Origin of the sequence: Geobacter pickeringii (assembly GCF_000817955.1) — a bacterium.
In the GTDB taxonomy this organism is placed as follows: domain Bacteria; phylum Desulfobacterota; class Desulfuromonadia; order Geobacterales; family Geobacteraceae; genus Geobacter; species Geobacter pickeringii.
This window is the reverse complement of the sequence record NZ_CP009788.1, coordinates 2,579,201-2,593,327: the sequence shown is the minus strand read 5'-3', so window position 1 is coordinate 2,593,327 and position 14,127 is coordinate 2,579,201. Positions and strand designations below refer to the sequence as shown.

The window sequence follows — 14,127 nt, the reverse complement described above, 5'->3', positions numbered from 1 at the left end:
GAAAAAGGAGATGCCGGTGTCAAAAATGTCCCTCGATATGCTGACGGTGCTGGAGAGATGCGCCGAGATAGAGTTGAAGAATATGGAGCTGTACGACCTCTTTGCCGACTGCTTCGCCGATGATATCGAGACGGCCCGGCTGTGGCGCAAGGTGGCGCGGGACGAGGAAGGCCACGCGAACCAGTTCCGGCTCGTGGCGAAGATGAGGAGCGGCGGCATCGAGTCGGTTAATGTCGACCCCTGGAAGGCCGAGAATGCCATCAAGGTGGTGCAGTCGATCATCAATGCCGTGAAACGCTCGCCACCGTCGCCGGAGGATGCGCTTCGCTCGGCGATCAAGCTGGAGGAGCACCTGTCGGCGTTCCACGTCGAATGCATTGCCACGTTCGAGGACGAGCAGTTGAAGAAGCTCTTCCACGCCATGATGACGGTTGACGATACCCACGTGAAGAGCTTGAAGGAGGCGTACGAGCGGTGCATTACTAGAGACCGTTCCCTCCTCTAGCAGTGCCGCCGGGGCGGGCGGAAGGGCGACGGATGGTGATGGGGCGCGGGACGAGATATCGTTTCGCGCCTTTCGTTTTGGTGATGCTCGTGTCCCGGTGTCACGCGCAAAGACGAACGGCGGGAATCGGGTATACTTTCTCCCATATTCTGTTCATAGAAGAGCGCCGGGGGGATGCTGTCAGTCACCCGTTGCGCCTGAAGCGAAGGAGGGCGAGGGATGGTAATCGGCGTGCCGCGGGAGGTGAAGGTCCACGAATACCGGGTCGGCATGACACCGGCCGGCGTGGGGGAGCTGGTCCGGGGAGGACACCGGGTGCTGGTGGAGCGCGGTGCAGGCGAGGGGAGCGGCTTTGCCGACGACGACTACCGGCAGGCAGGGGGAGAGTGCTGCGGCAGGGACGAGCTTTTCGCCCGGTCGGAGCTGGTGGTCAAGGTGAAGGAACCGCTGCCGGCGGAGTATGAACTGCTTCGGGAAGGACAGGCGCTCTTCACGTACCTCCACCTCGCCCCGAACCGCCCCCTCGCCGAGTTGCTTTTGCGTAAAAACGTGACGGGGCTCGCCTACGAGACCATCGAGCGGGGAGGGGCCCTGCCGCTCCTCGCCCCCATGAGCGAGGTGGCGGGGCGGATGGCGCCGCTTGTGGGGGCGTTCCATCTCCAGCGGATCCACGGCGGCACCGGTGTGCTGCCGTGCGGGGTTCCGGGGGTGGCGCCGGCACGGGCGCTCATCCTCGGTGCCGGCGTGGTGGGGAGTGGTGCCGCGCGGCTCTGTGCCGGGCTCGGGATGGAAACGGTCGTCATGAACCGCGGGGTGGAGCGGCTCCAGCGGCTCGACGAGCTCTTTTCCGGGCGGGTGCGGACGGCAGTCCTCAACCGCGATGCGCTCCGGGAAGAGCTCCGGCAGACCGACCTCGTCGTCGGTGCACTCCTCGTCCCCGGCGGGCGCACGCCGCTCCTCATCGATCGGGAGCTCCTCGGCACCATGAAGCGGGGAGCGGTCCTCGTGGACGTCTCCGTAGACCAGGGGGGGTGCGCCGTCACGAGCCGCCCCACCACCCACGACGATCCGGTCTACGAGGTGGATGGCGTCATCCACTACACCGTGGCCAATATGCCGGGGGCCTTTCCCCGCACTTCGACCCAGGCGCTCACCAACGCCACGCTCTCCTACGTGAAGGCGCTGGCCGGCCAGGGGATCGAGGGGGCGCTCCGGTCCGATCCGGTCCTGGCAGGCGCCCTCAATACCTGGCGCGGCGGCGTTGCCCACCGTGCCCTGGCGCAGGCGCTGGAACTGCCGTTTTCCCCCTTTTCCTGAGGGGGGGCTTGCAGAAGGAGGTTCACCATGGCGAGCGGTCGAATCGAGGTGGTCGCCTATGCAGGGTACCGGGAGGATGAGTGCCCGCGGGCCTTCGTGGTGGGCGAGGTGCAGGTCGATATCGTGAAGCTCCTCGACCTCTGGACCGAGGAGAATGCCTTTACCGGCAGGCGCCGGCGCTGCTTTCGGGTCAAGGGGAGCGACTGGCGCACCTACGTGCTCTGCCACGACGAGACCGGCGACGAGTGGGCGCTGGCGTAGCGCTTCCGGTCACTCGTCGCGCAGCGGCTGGATCACGAGCCGCCGCTCCGGCTCCCGCCCGACGCTCTCGGCCACGAGCCCCTGGCCGGCGATCATCCGGTGCTGCATCTTGCGCAGCGCCGGACGCTGGGGGGCAAGCTCCACCGCCACCCCTTCCTCCAGGGCACGCCGGATCCCTTCTTCCGTCTCTCGAATCACCCCCGCCAGCAGATCGTCCTCCTCACCCCCCATCAGATGGAAGATCCGCTCCAGGAGCCGGCGCATCTCGTTGGCGGTGTTGCGCTTGATGAAGTGGAGCGAGGCTTCGCCGGCGTCGACGATCCGCTTGAGGCGCAGGTCGTCGGCACGGGAGCGGAGCGCAATGATCAGGGTCGCCTGGTCGGGGCCGCCGACGGTTCGGGCGTCGAGGCCGAGTCCCCGGATCACCCGCTCCAGGAGGTCACGGGAGAGGGCGTAGGGGTAGATGCGGACCGGCCCGCGGCGTTCCGCGAGCTCCGCCATGGGCGGGGGAGGAGTGTCGGCGAGGAGCGGCTCCTCATCCCGGACGTGGACCTGTCCGTCGGCCCCCTGCTCGCGCCGCTCGCCGCGGGGGGCGAAGCCGCGCAGGATGGCGTCCACTGCGGCGGCGGTATCCCGGTGGACGATCACCTCGTCCCGGTCCACCATCTCCACCACGATCTCGAAGGTCGGGGGGGCGCGGCGCTCGCTCACCGTCTTGGCGGTGCGGCGCCGGCGGGCCTCCTCGTCGGAGAGGGTCACCACCTGTACCCCACCGACGAGATCGGAGAGGGTCGGGTTCTTGATCAGGTTCTCAAGGGTCGTGCCGTGGGCGGTGCCGATCAGTTGCACCCCCCGCTCGGCGATGGTGCGGGCCGCGGCGGCCTCGGCCTCGGTGCCGATCTCGTCGACGATGATCACCTCGGGCATGTGGTTTTCCACCGCCTCGATCATCACGGCGTGCTGGCGGTCGACCCGCGGCACCTGCATCCGGCGGGCGTCGCCGATCCCCGGGTGAGGGATGTCGCCGTCGCCGGCGATCTCGTTGGAGGTGTCGATGACGATCACCCGTCTGCCGACGTCGTCGGCCAGGACCCGCGCCATCTCCCGGAGCTTGGTCGTCTTGCCGACGCCGGGGCGGCCGAGGATGAGGATGCTCTGGCCGCTCTCCACCAGATCGCGCAGGATCTCGATCACCCCGTGCACCGCCCGCCCCACGCGAAGCGTGAGCCCCACGATCTGTCCCTTGCGGTTGCGGATGGCGGAGATCCGGTGCAGCGTCCGCTCGATGCCGGCCCGGTTGTCGTCGCCGAATTCCCCCGTGAGCGCCGTCACGTGGGCCAGTTCCTCGTGGGTGACGGGGCGCTCCGCGAGCCGCACGACCCGCTCCGGGAATCGGGCCTCGGGCGGGCGCCCGAGATCCATCACCACCTCCAGCAGTTCGTCCAGCGGCAGCCGGTGCAGCGCGGTCTGGAGCTCTGCCGGCAGGATGGCGACGAGGAGGAGGGTGTCGTCGTGGTCGACGGTCTCTTTCCGGCGGCTGTTTTTCATGGTCGGTTCTCCGTCCCGGGGATGCTCTTCTATCATCTCAGTATAGCGCGCAAACTGCGCCGGCGGCAACGACGGCCAGCCGGTGCTTGGACAAAGCCCGAGCCGGCGGGCCAGGTCAACGTACTTTTCGAGCCCCGCCCGCACCCGGTCGCATTCCCGCCACCATTTGGTAGAATTAAACCAGCCATGTGGCAAAGAGCAAGGCTGGCGCCGGGTGTGGTCCGGATGCACTCGTCTTTTCTGCCGGAGGGGACGATATGGCGATTGCCGGGAGAAGAGCTACATAAGCTTGACTAAACGAGGGTTTTCGACTAGCTTTAACGTTTGCGACTTTTACCGAGTCGGAATCAACCGCGGGAGACAATTTGATGACCATTGACGACAAGGATTTCAACGAAACGACCGAAGAGGAGAGCTTTGCCGAGCTCTTCGAAAAAAGCAGCCGCGAGACCACCCGTCTCAAGCCGGGGAGCAAGGTGGAGGCCACGGTTCTCAAGATCGGCGCCGACTGGGTCTTTCTCGATATCGGCAAAAAGGGTGAAGGTGTTCTGGACCGCAAGGAGCTGCTGGACAACGAGGGGAACCTGACCGCCGCCGAGGGGGACACCATCACCGCCTGGTTCACGGGAAGCGTCCGCAACGAGCTCCGCTTCACCACCAAGCTCGCCGCCGGCGCTGCGGCCCAATCCCAGCTGGAGGACGCCTGGCGCGCCGGCATTCCGGTGGAAGGGTACGTGGCCAAGGAGATCAAGGGGGGCTTCGAGGTGAAGGTCGGCGGCAACCTCCGCGCCTTCTGCCCCTTCTCGCAGATTTCGCTCCGTCGGGCCGAAAACCCGGCCGAGTTCGTCGGGAAGCAGCTCCTCTTCAAGATCGCCGAGTATGGCGAGCGGGGACGCAACATCATCGTCTCCCACCGCCAGGTGCTGGAGGAGGAGCAGAAGGTCAAGCGCGAGGCCCTCAAGGAGACCCTGCTGGAAGGGATGACCGTCTCCGGCACCGTAACGCGGCTGGCCGACTTCGGCGCCTTCGTCGACCTCGACGGCATCGACGGGCTGATCCCGGTCTCCGAGGCGGCCTGGACCCGCGTGAAGCACGTCCGCGACGTCCTTTCCGTCGGCGACCAGGTGAGCGTCGTCATCAAGCGGATCGACTGGGAGTCGGGGAAGATCTCCCTCAGCCTCAAAGACACCCAGGCCGATCCCTGGGAGGCGGTGGCCGAGCAGTTCCCCGAGGGATCCTACCACACCGGTACCGTGGCGCGACTGGCGGCGTTCGGCGCCTTCGTCTCCCTTGCCCCGGGCATCGACGGCCTGATCCACATCTCCAAGCTCGGCAAGGGGAAGCGGATCAGCCATCCGCGTGAAGCGCTGAACGAGGGGGAGACCGTCGAGGTCAAGGTCGACGGCGTCGACCGCGAAAACCGCAAGCTCTCCCTCTCCCTTGCCGAGGTGAGCCGGGCTGCCGAAGAAGAGCAGAAGAGCGTCGCTTCCTTCCGTCAGCAGACAACCACGTCGTCCAAGGAGTCCATGGGCTCTTTTGGCGACCTCCTCAAGGCGAAGCTCGACGAGAAGCAGTAGGTGTCGAAACAGTCGAACTACATCACCCCCGACGGTGCCAGGAAGCTCAGGGACGAGCTGACGTGGCTCTGGAAGGAAGAGCGTCCCCGCGTCACCCAGGGGGTGTCGGACGCCGCCGCCGAGGGTGACCGTTCGGAGAATGCCGAGTATATCTACGGGAAGAAGCGGCTGCGGGAAATCGACCGCCGCATCCGCTTCCTTACCCAGCGGCTCGACCTCCTCACCGTGGTCGATGCCCCCCCGCCTGCCACCGACAAGGTCTTTTTCGGCGCCTGGGTCCGGCTCGAGAACGAGGAGGGGGACGAGGCGATCTACCGCGTCGTCGGCCCCGACGAGACCGATGCCGCCCGGGGGTACATCAGTCTCGACTCCCCCATGGGAAAGGCGCTTCTCGGCCGCCGCGAGGGAGACGAGGTCCTCGTCCGTCGCCCGGCGGGGGAGGCGCTCTTTACGCTCGTTGAAGTTGGATACCGACCCCTCACGTAGTCCTTTTTACTGCTGAGGCACGGAACCGGGGTGAGTTGCCGGAGGAAACGGTCAGGATCGGAGGATTCCCTGCTGAACGCGTGGCAACCGGTACGTTTCCCCGGACGTTGCCACCCGCAGCGAACTCCCCTGCAACGCTTTTCCCCGGGCCTCCGTGTCTCTGTGGCAGACTTTCCATAGATTCAGGAGGCTTCCCCCATGTACGTCGTCATCCTCGCCGGCGGTTCCGGCACCCGCTTCTGGCCCCTTTCCCGCAAGGCCCATCCCAAACAGCTCATGTCGGTCTTCGGCGGCAAGTCGATGCTGCAGCGGACCGTCGAGCGGGTCGTCCCCCTCAACCCCAAGCGGATCCTCGTGGTCACCAACCGGCTCCAGGCCGATGAGACCCGGCGTCAGCTCAGCCATCTGCGCGGCGTGCGCGTCGAGGTCATCGAGGAGCCCATGGGGCGAAACACCGCCCCTGCCATCTGCCTCGCCGCCACCCTCATCGCCCGGCACGACCCCGAGGCGGTCATGGCGGTCCTCCCCGCCGACCATTACATCCGCGATGAAGAGGAATTCTGCACCACGATCCTGCGGGCGCGGGAAGCAGCGAAAAACGGCTATCTCGTCACCCTCGGCATCGCCCCCGACCGCCCCGAGACCGGCTACGGCTACATCGAGGCCGACACCGACCTGCGGGGGGAGGGCCCCTATCCGGTGAAGCGCTTCGTGGAGAAGCCCGACCGGGCGCGGGCGCTGGAATTCCTCGCCGCCGGCACGTTCTACTGGAACAGCGGCATGTTCCTCTGGCGGGCCGATGTGATCCTCGACCAGATTGCCCGGCAGATGCTGCCGCTCACCCAGGCCTTCGCCGGTATCACCTTCTCTCCCGACATCTGGGAACCGGCCGATCTGGCTCCGCAGATCGAGGCGGTGTACGCCATGGTGGCGGGAGAGTCCATCGACTACGGCGTCATGGAGAAGGCGGAAAACGTCGTCGTCCTCCCCGCCGCCTTCGGATGGAGCGACGTCGGGAGCTGGAGTGCGCTTCCCGAGGTGCTCGATGCCGACGCCGCCGGCAACGTGGTGATCGATACCGCTACCGTTGCCCTCGACGCCGAAGGGTGTGTCGTCCGCGGCGGAGGGAAACTGGTGGCCCTGGTGGGGGTGCGTGACCTCGTGGTGGTCGACACCCCCGATGCCCTGCTGGTCTGCCCGAAGGAGCGGGCCCAGGAGGTGAAGAAGGTGGTGGAGGAGCTGGAGCGGCGGGGAGAGAAGCGGTACCTGTAGGGGAGGCGCCAGAACCGTGGAACACTCCTTTCTCACCGATCTGGAGATCCTGCTCGGACTGGCGGTGGCGACGGTCGTCATCCTCCGCCGGCTCCGGTTCCCCTCCATCATCGGCTTTCTCGCCACCGGCATCATGGCTGGCCCCTATGGCCTCGGCCTCATCGGCAACGCCCGCCAGGTGGAGCAGATGGCCGAGATCGGGGTGGTGCTTCTCCTCTTCACCATCGGCATCGAGTTCTCCCTCAAGGAGCTGATGCGGATCCGGCATCTCGTCCTCTGGGGCGGGGGGCTCCAGGTCGCCCTGACCATCGGCATCGTGACGCTGCTCGGCGTCGCCGTCGGTTTTTCCCCGGCACAGTCGGCCTTCTTCGGCTTTCTCGTCGCCCTCTCCAGCACCGCCATCCTGATGAAGCTCCTGATGGATGCCGGCGAGCTCGACGCCCCCCACGGCAAGGCCACCCTCGGCATCCTCATCTTTCAGGACCTCTGCGTTGTCCCCCTCATGCTTTTCACCCCCTTTCTCGCCGGAGCGGGGGACGGGGTGCGGGGGATCGTCGCCGTCTCGCTCAAGGCGACGGCGGTGGTGCTCGTGGCCCACTTCGGCGCCCGGTTCGCCGTGCCGTGGCTCTTTACCCAGGTGGTCCGGAGCCGCAGCCGCGAGCTCTTCATCTTGGCCATCATCTTCGTCGGCTTCGGCACGGCGTGGGTCACGGCCCAGGTGGGGCTGTCGCTGGCGCTGGGCGCCTTCATCGCCGGCCTTGCCATCTCGGAATCGGAATACAGCCACCAGGCCCTGGGGGACATCATTCCGTTCCGCGACGCCTTCATGAGCCTCTTCTTCATCTCCGTCGGGATGCTGCTGGACCCGGCAACGCTCATCGAGCGGCCGCTGCTGGTGGGCTCCCTCGTTCTGGTGATCCTGCTGGTGAAGGGGGTGGTGACCGCCGGCACCGGCATCGCCGTCGGCCTCCCCATCCGCACCGCCGTCGTCACCTCCCTGGCCCTGGCCCAGATCGGCGAGTTTTCCTTCGTCCTTTGCCAGACCGGCCTGCAGCACGGACTCCTGACCCCGGCGCTCTACCAGGTCTTTCTCGCCGCCTCGGTGGTTACCATGGCACTCACCCCGGTCTGCCTCGCGGCGGCGCCGTCCGTCGCCGGAGGGATCGCGGCGCTGCTCCCCGCAGCCATCGCCCGGGGGCGCGGCGACCTGCTCGGGAAGGAGGAGCAGGTGGCGCTCGCGGGGCACGTCGTCATCGTCGGCTTCGGGGTGAACGGCCGGAACCTGTCGCGGGTGCTGACGCATCAGGGGATCCCCCATGTGGTGATCGAAACCAACGCCCTCACCGTCAACGCCGAACGGAAGAAGGGGGTGCCGATCATGTTCGGCGACGCCTCCCGCCCCGAGGTCCTCGGCCACGCCGGCATCGAGCGGGCGCGGATCGCCGTCATCGCCATTTCCGACGCCGCCGCCACCCGCCGGATCGTGGCCCAGGCGCGGCAGATGGCCCCCACGCTCCACATCATTGTCCGGACCCGCTATGTGGCCGAGATGGAGCCCCTCTACAAGCTGGGGGCCAACGAGGTAATCCCGGAGGAGTTCGAGACCTCCGTCGAGATTTTCACCCGGGTGCTCCGCACCTTCCTCGTCCCCTACGACCGGATCGATCAGTGCACGGCCGAGGTCCGGCGCGGTTCCTACGAGATCTTCCGCGCCATGAGCCGTCGCCACAGCCACGCCGTCGGCATCGCCGGCTTCCTCTCGGGGGCCGAGATCGGCACCTTCCGGGTGAAGCGCGGCGCCCCCCTTGAGGGGGAAAGTCTCAGCCAGGGGACCCTCCGGAGCCGCTCCGGCGCCACCCTCCTCGTCATCAAGCGGGGGGAGGAGGTGGCCCCCAACCCCGACCCGGTCTGGGAACTGCGGGAAGGCGACGTCGCCCTTCTCCTCGGCACCCCGGACCAGCTTGCCGCCGCCGCGTCGCTCTTCGAGGCGCGCCGGCGCGATGCGCACCATTCCAAAGGAGTTAGTTCATGAAGAAAGTGCTGGTTGCATACTATTCCCGCAGCGGCAACACCGATAAAATGGCGCGGATGATCGCCGACGGCCTCGCCACGAAGGACGTGGCCGTTGACCTCAAGAAAGTGGACGAGGTTGAGATCGACGCGCTCCCCTCCTACGACGGCTTCATCGTCGGCTCTCCCAACTACTTCGGCACCATGGCCTGGCCGGTGAAGAAATTCATCGACGAGAGCGTCAAGCACTTCAAGAAGCTCGACGGCAAGGCGGCCGCCGCCTTCACCTCCGAGGGGATGATCGGCGGCGGGGGGGACACGGTGGTTCTCGACATCCTCAAGGCGTTCCTGATCCACGGCTGCGTCGTCCAGGGACTCACCGCCGCCGGCCACTATGGCCCGGTGGCGGTCGGCGCCCCTGACGAACGGATCGCCCGGGAGGTGGGGGTGCTGGTGGAGAAATTCGCCGCCCTCGTGAACCGTCCGTAGCGGATGCCGTCCACCGCCACCACCGCCCGCCGCTGTCGGGAGCTGATCGAGAGCTGGCTTGCCGACGGGAGTTTCGATGCGATGCTCCCCGAGGTGACACGTCTGCGCGGGGTGCCCCAGCCCGAACAGTACCACGCCGAGGGGGACGCCTACACCCATACCCTTCTCGCCGCCGACGCGGTCCCTGGCGGCGCCGATGCGCGCGTCTTCTGGGGGGTGCTCCTCCATGACATCGGCAAGGCGGAGACCACCGCCTTCATCAAGGGGAGGTGGCGCTCCTGGGGACATGCCGAGGCGGGGGCCCAACTCGTCCCGGCGGCAATGGAGCGCCTCGGCCTCGGGGATCTCGCTGCTGACGTTGCCTGGCTCGTGAAGCACCACACCTTTCACTTCTCGTGGAACCTGGCCCCCGGCGTCCGGCTTTCGCGGCACCAGCGGCGGTTCATGGAGCATCCGCTCTTTCCGCTGCTGCTGCAGGTCTGCGACGCCGACGCCGTCGGCTCCCGCGGCGGGAGCGACAAGGGGATGAAGATCGGCCTCCTCGTCGACATGCTTCTGGACGAGGCGAAAGGGTGAGATACACTGTGCGGGGGGAGGAGAGAGCCATGGGCAAGATGATCGCCATCGCGGGCGCATGTCTGCTGGCGCTGGCGCCGTGGGGCGCCGGCGCGTCCGAAACCGGCACCATGATCTGCAGGGGAGGGATCGTCTCCATCGGTGACGCCATCCCTGCGGTGCTCCACAAGTGCGGCCCGCCGGTCTACGCCACCCAGCGCGAACAGTCGGAAGTCACCGGAAGCTCCCGGCACGGCGGTACGAAGACCATCACCCGGATCACCATCGACGACTGGACCTATAACTTCGGTCCGAACGAGTTCATGTACCAGCTGATTTTCGAGAACGGCCGGGTGGCGCGTATCGAGAGTCTCGACTGGGGATACTAGTCCCCGACGGTCCCCTCGACAGGAGCAGATATGCCATGGATGGTGTGTGTCGTGTTTATTCTCGCTGCCATCCCGGCATGGGGAGGTGAATTCTCCGGCTACGGAGGGATGGTCCAGAATAACGGCATGCACGACACCTCATACGCGTGGCAGCTGGAATACCTGAACGGCGTGGGAGAGAATTTTGCCGTAAGCCTTTCCTACCTGAACGAGGGGCACGTTCCGAACCACCACCGCGATGGCAATGCCGTCACCCTCTGGGCCCGCACCGCGCTGCTGGAGCGGCGCCTCACCCTCGCTGCCGGGGGAGGACCGTACCTGTATTACGACACCACCGCTCCGCCGGCCGGCGGCCAATCGTTTGTCGATCATGGCGTGGGTGGGATGCTCAGCCTCGCGGTGACCTGGTATTCGGAGAGCCGCTGGCTGCTCGGGTTGCGCACCAACTGGGTCAAGAGCGGCACCAGCGTCGACACCATTTCCACCCTCCTCGGGATCGGCTACCAGCTCGATTCACCCCCGTCATTTGGCGTGCCTGCCACCGCCATTTCCCGGCCGGAAACGGGAATGGACAACGAGATAACGCTCTTTCTCGGCGAGTCGATCCTCAACCGGTTCGATTCCGAGCACAGCACCGCCCTGAGCATCGAGTACCGCCGCGACCTCCTGCGCCATCTGGAGTGGAGCGCGGGGTGGCTCTATGAGGGGGAGCGCTCGCTGTACCGGCGCAACAGTCTCCTGAGCCAGTTCTGGCTGACCGACTCCTTCTTCGCCGATCGCCTGGTCATCGGTTTCGGCGCCGGTCCGTGCGTCACCGTCGACCACAACGAGGTTCCGCCGAAGAACGGCGGTGGCAACGCCCTGTCGGCCATCGTGACGATGACGGGGAGCTACCGGCTCGATCCCCGCTGGAATCTGCGCGCCTCCTGGAGCCGCCTCGCCACGGGGTACAACCAGGATGCCGACGTCATCCTCGGCGGGGTCGGCTACCGGTTCTGAGGCGCTAACCGTTGCGCGGATCGAACAGGGCGTCCAGCCGGTCGAAGTCGAGGCGCTTCTCGGCCAGGGAGCGGATGAGGTCCAGTTTCTCGGTATCCTCGGCGGTGATCTTGGAGACATCCTCGGTGATGAGGTGATAGAGCTCGGCGGTGGTGTGGGTGCGGTTGCGCAGGTAGGGGATGTTGCTCTGTTCGAGGATCTGCTGGGTGATGGTGCTGATCGGGATGATCCCCGGGATGACCAGGCCGACGATCTTGGAGCGGTAGTCGGGCATGTGGTAGAGGTTGGCAAGGGTGACGAGGAGCTCGTCGCGGCTGCTGGTGACGATGAGGAGCGTCGACTCCTGGAGCAGTTCCGCCACCCGCTGGGTGGAGGCGGCCCCGATCTGGACGTTGTGGATGATCCGCTTCATGTCCCGCCGGTTGCCGTGGAGCGGGAGATTCAGGAGCCGCGAGACGCGGCGCAGGGTCGGGTTGGCGAGGACCGGCTGGTAGTCGAACCCCCCCATCACGGAGAAGGGTTCGTCGGCAAAGGCCCGCTGCAGGTAGGAGAGGATCCGGTCGCGCTTGTCGGGGATCAGCTTGTTGGCCAGGAGCGTCCGGACGTCGACCCCTTCCTTCTCGAAAAGTGCCAGGTTCACCGAGACCGCGTCGACCACGTTGCCGACCCCGCCGCCAGTCACCATCAGCACCGGGGCGTCGAGGAGGCGGGCGATGCGGGCGTTGGAGAGCTTCATGACGGAGCCGACCCCCGGGTGGCCGGAGCCCTCGATGATGATGAAGTCGCACGTTTTTTCCAGTTCGGCATAGGCCGTCAGGATCTGTTCTTCGAGATGGCGCGGTGAGAGTTCCCCGTCGATGACCCGGCGGGTGCTGTCGGGATAGACCACCACCGGCGACATGGCGCGGAGGTTCTTGCGCAGGCCGAAGACCTGCGCCATGAGGGCGGCGTCCTTGTCCATCGGGATGCCGCGCAGGGTGGTGGGCTTGGGGCCGAGGGGCTTGATGAAGCCGACGTTCTTATATTTCTTCCGGGCGAGGTGAAACAGCGAGATGCTGGTGGTGGTCTTGCCGCAGTTCTGGCCGGTGGCGGCAATGAATATCTTTCGTGCCATCTGCTCCTCCCGAGGGGATGACGGCCACTCCTAGACCTTGTCGAGGAACCCCCGCACCAGCGGCGCGAAGGTCTCGTGCTCCAGAAGGAACGCATCGTGGCCGTAAGCGGATTCGATGAGGTGGTACTCCACCGGTTTGCCGAGTTTCCTCAGGACATTCGCCATCTCCTCGGTCTGGTAGGGGGGGTAGAGCCAGTCGGAGGTGAAGGCGAAGAACTGCAGCGGTGCCCGGACCGGGGCAAAGGCCTCCTCCAGTGATTCGTATCCCCAGGAGACGTCGTAGAGGTCGAGGGCCTTGGCGAGGTAGAGGAACGAGTTGGTGTCGAAGCGGTCGACGAAGTTGTAGCCGTTGTAGTTCAGGTAGCGCTCCACCTCGAACTGGCCGAAGAAATCGAAAAGGCCGTCCCGGGCCGAATAGCGGCGTCCGAACTTCTGCCACATCGATTCGTCGGAGAGGAAGGTGATGTGGCCGATGCCACGGGCCAGCGCCAGGCCGTCCTTGGGATTCTTCTTGTACTCCCCCTTTTTCCAGGTCGGATCGTTGAAGATGGACCAGCGGGCCACGGCGTTGAGGGAGATCGCCTGGGGAGAGGGGCGGCTGGTGGTGGCAAGGGCGATGGCGGAGCGGATCCGGTCAGGGAACTGGGTCGCCCACTCCAGGGCCTGCATCCCCCCCATGCTTCCGCCGAGAACGGTGAGGAGACGGTCGATGCCGAGGTGGTCGATGAGCAGCGCCTGGGCCCGCACCATGTCGCGGATGGTGATGACCGGGAATGTCAGGTTGTAGCGCTTGCCGGTGCGGGGGTTGATGGAGGCGGGGCCGGTGGAGCCGTAGCAGGAGCCGATGACGTTGGAGCAGATGACGAAGTAGCGGTCGGTGTCGAGAAGGCGCCCCGGTCCGACGATGGCGTCCCACCACCCCGGTTTTGACTCCTCCTCCCGGTACTTCCCCGCCAGATGGGCGTTTCCGGTCCAGGCATGGGCCACCAGGACGGCATTGGAGCGGTCGTCGTTGAGGGTGCCGTAGGTCTCGTAGGCGAGGGTGATCGGACCGAGAATTCGGCCGCTCTCCAGGCGGAGCTCCGTGTCGAAGGTTACGGATTGTTCTTCAACGATGCCGACGGACATTGCGCTTCACTCTCTCCACGAACGAAACAGCCCCTTCCCGCGGTGGCGAGAAGGGGCTTTGTGGACGGTGGGGCTATCGCTCAAGCACCTCCTCATCTTTGCCTCTCCGGCAGGATTTAGCACCTGGCGCCTTCCGCTTCGCCTTCGGGCTGATACCAGCGTTGCCATCGTCGTTGGCTCCTCAGCGTACGCTCGGTACGCCTCCGGGGCCGTCTCCTCGGCGCCTTGGTCTAAGCTCGAATGCGAACCGGAAAAGACCGGTTGCTGTGGTTTCGCAGGGCCTTTCCCTCCACCACTCTTGATAAGAAAGCGTTTCTATTCAGTTTTCATGAGAGAATACGGAACCGCCGGGGGTTTGTCAATTGAAAATTTCCCCCGTCCCGAGGGGCGGAAGACCGCGCCAATGCTGAGCATTTCGTTTGCAAATGCGCGCCGGGATGGGGTATAGTCGCCCTGCAATATTGCAATGTCATTCGT

At 66.0% G+C, this 14,127-nt stretch carries 14 protein-coding genes and 1 riboswitch; of the genes, 11 read left to right on the top strand and 3 right to left on the bottom strand.

The features are described 5' to 3' along the window. Positions 1-25: 25 nt before the first annotated feature. The 3 genes from GPICK_RS11680 (at position 26) to GPICK_RS11670 (ending at position 2,083) form a co-directional block, all read left to right on the top strand. Positions 26-505 carry a ferritin family protein gene (locus GPICK_RS11680; protein ID WP_236685551.1) on the top strand — a complete coding sequence of 160 codons (480 nt, stop codon included), beginning with the start codon at positions 26-28 and terminating at the stop codon, positions 503-505. Between the two features lie 219 nt (positions 506-724). Next, positions 725-1,822 (top strand): alanine dehydrogenase, encoded by a 1,098-nt coding sequence (ald, locus tag GPICK_RS11675; protein ID WP_039743401.1) that lies wholly within the window; start codon positions 725-727, stop codon positions 1,820-1,822. Between the two features lie 27 nt (positions 1,823-1,849). Beyond that, on the top strand, positions 1,850-2,083 hold the full coding sequence (locus GPICK_RS11670; RefSeq protein ID WP_039743399.1) for a hypothetical protein: 234 nt from the start codon (positions 1,850-1,852) through the stop codon (positions 2,081-2,083). Positions 2,084-2,092: 9 nt separating this feature from the next. On the opposite strand, the gene GPICK_RS11665 is transcribed toward GPICK_RS11670, so the two are convergent. After that, on the bottom strand, positions 2,093-3,631 hold the full coding sequence (locus tag GPICK_RS11665) for a R3H domain-containing nucleic acid-binding protein (protein ID WP_052263417.1): 1,539 nt from the start codon (positions 3,629-3,631) through the stop codon (positions 2,093-2,095). A gap of 368 nt (positions 3,632-3,999) precedes the next feature. On the opposite strand from GPICK_RS11665, the gene rpsA reads away from it, so the two are divergent. From rpsA to GPICK_RS11625, 8 genes are all read left to right on the top strand, one after another. Continuing rightward, entirely contained in the window at positions 4,000-5,208 is a 1,209-nt protein-coding gene (gene rpsA, locus GPICK_RS11660; protein ID WP_039743398.1) for a 30S ribosomal protein S1, read from the top strand. Next, positions 5,209-5,694: a transcription elongation factor GreB gene (gene greB, locus GPICK_RS11655; protein WP_039743396.1), complete on the top strand. Its 486-nt coding sequence runs from the start codon at positions 5,209-5,211 to the stop codon at positions 5,692-5,694. Between the two features lie 198 nt (positions 5,695-5,892). Next, on the top strand, positions 5,893-6,966 hold the full coding sequence (locus GPICK_RS11650) for a mannose-1-phosphate guanylyltransferase (RefSeq protein ID WP_039743394.1): 1,074 nt from the start codon (positions 5,893-5,895) through the stop codon (positions 6,964-6,966). Between the two features lie 16 nt (positions 6,967-6,982). Continuing rightward, positions 6,983-8,998 carry a cation:proton antiporter domain-containing protein gene (locus GPICK_RS11645; RefSeq protein ID WP_039743392.1) on the top strand — a complete coding sequence of 672 codons (2,016 nt, stop codon included), beginning with the start codon at positions 6,983-6,985 and terminating at the stop codon, positions 8,996-8,998. Further along, the gene (locus tag GPICK_RS11640) at positions 8,995-9,465 is read left to right on the top strand and encodes a flavodoxin family protein (RefSeq protein WP_039743390.1); all 471 of its coding nucleotides are present in this window, start codon (positions 8,995-8,997) and stop codon (positions 9,463-9,465) included. The genes GPICK_RS11645 and GPICK_RS11640 overlap by 4 nt, the downstream gene beginning before the upstream one ends. A 3-nt stretch (positions 9,466-9,468) precedes the next feature. After that, positions 9,469-10,041, top strand: a complete 573-nt coding sequence (locus tag GPICK_RS11635; protein WP_039743388.1) for an HD domain-containing protein — start codon at positions 9,469-9,471, stop codon at positions 10,039-10,041. Positions 10,042-10,070: 29 nt separating this feature from the next. Next, positions 10,071-10,409, top strand: coding sequence for a DUF2845 domain-containing protein (locus tag GPICK_RS11630; protein ID WP_039743386.1), 339 nt, complete (start codon positions 10,071-10,073; stop codon positions 10,407-10,409). Positions 10,410-10,439: 30 nt separating this feature from the next. Next, the gene (locus GPICK_RS11625) at positions 10,440-11,408 is read left to right on the top strand and encodes a hypothetical protein (RefSeq protein WP_039743384.1); all 969 of its coding nucleotides are present in this window, start codon (positions 10,440-10,442) and stop codon (positions 11,406-11,408) included. Between the two features lie 4 nt (positions 11,409-11,412). Here the strand turns inward: GPICK_RS11625 and GPICK_RS11620 are convergent, their stop codons facing one another. Together GPICK_RS11620 and metX are read right to left on the bottom strand one after the other, a co-directional pair. Beyond that, positions 11,413-12,522 carry a phosphotransacetylase family protein gene (locus GPICK_RS11620; protein ID WP_039743382.1) on the bottom strand — a complete coding sequence of 370 codons (1,110 nt, stop codon included), beginning with the start codon at positions 12,520-12,522 and terminating at the stop codon, positions 11,413-11,415. 30 nt (positions 12,523-12,552) lie between these two features. Then, a complete protein-coding gene (gene metX / locus GPICK_RS11615; protein ID WP_039743380.1) occupies positions 12,553-13,650 on the bottom strand; it encodes a homoserine O-acetyltransferase MetX in 1,098 nt (365 codons plus the stop codon). An 89-nt stretch (positions 13,651-13,739) separates the two neighbouring features. Further along, positions 13,740-13,958: riboswitch (SAM riboswitch) on the bottom strand. Positions 13,959-14,127: the final 169 nt, after the last annotated feature.

What these genes read in the sequence shown, in the direction of transcription:
- GPICK_RS11680 (WP_236685551.1), top strand. Translation starts at nt 26, where the DNA reads ATGTCCCTCGATATGCTGACGGTGCTGGAGAGATGCGCCGAGATAGAG.
- ald (WP_039743401.1), top strand. Translation starts at nt 725, where the DNA reads ATGGTAATCGGCGTGCCGCGGGAGGTGAAGGTCCACGAATACCGGGTC.
- GPICK_RS11670 (WP_039743399.1), top strand. Translation starts at nt 1,850, where the DNA reads ATGGCGAGCGGTCGAATCGAGGTGGTCGCCTATGCAGGGTACCGGGAG.
- GPICK_RS11665 (WP_052263417.1), bottom strand. Translation starts at nt 3,631, where the DNA reads ATGAAAAACAGCCGCCGGAAAGAGACCGTCGACCACGACGACACCCTC.
- rpsA (WP_039743398.1), top strand. Translation starts at nt 4,000, where the DNA reads ATGACCATTGACGACAAGGATTTCAACGAAACGACCGAAGAGGAGAGC.
- GPICK_RS11650 (WP_039743394.1), top strand. Translation starts at nt 5,893, where the DNA reads ATGTACGTCGTCATCCTCGCCGGCGGTTCCGGCACCCGCTTCTGGCCC.
- GPICK_RS11640 (WP_039743390.1), top strand. Translation starts at nt 8,995, where the DNA reads ATGAAGAAAGTGCTGGTTGCATACTATTCCCGCAGCGGCAACACCGAT.
- GPICK_RS11635 (WP_039743388.1), top strand. Translation starts at nt 9,469, where the DNA reads ATGCCGTCCACCGCCACCACCGCCCGCCGCTGTCGGGAGCTGATCGAG.
- GPICK_RS11630 (WP_039743386.1), top strand. Translation starts at nt 10,071, where the DNA reads ATGGGCAAGATGATCGCCATCGCGGGCGCATGTCTGCTGGCGCTGGCG.
- GPICK_RS11625 (WP_039743384.1), top strand. Translation starts at nt 10,440, where the DNA reads ATGCCATGGATGGTGTGTGTCGTGTTTATTCTCGCTGCCATCCCGGCA.
- GPICK_RS11620 (WP_039743382.1), bottom strand. Translation starts at nt 12,522, where the DNA reads ATGGCACGAAAGATATTCATTGCCGCCACCGGCCAGAACTGCGGCAAG.
- metX (WP_039743380.1), bottom strand. Translation starts at nt 13,650, where the DNA reads ATGTCCGTCGGCATCGTTGAAGAACAATCCGTAACCTTCGACACGGAG.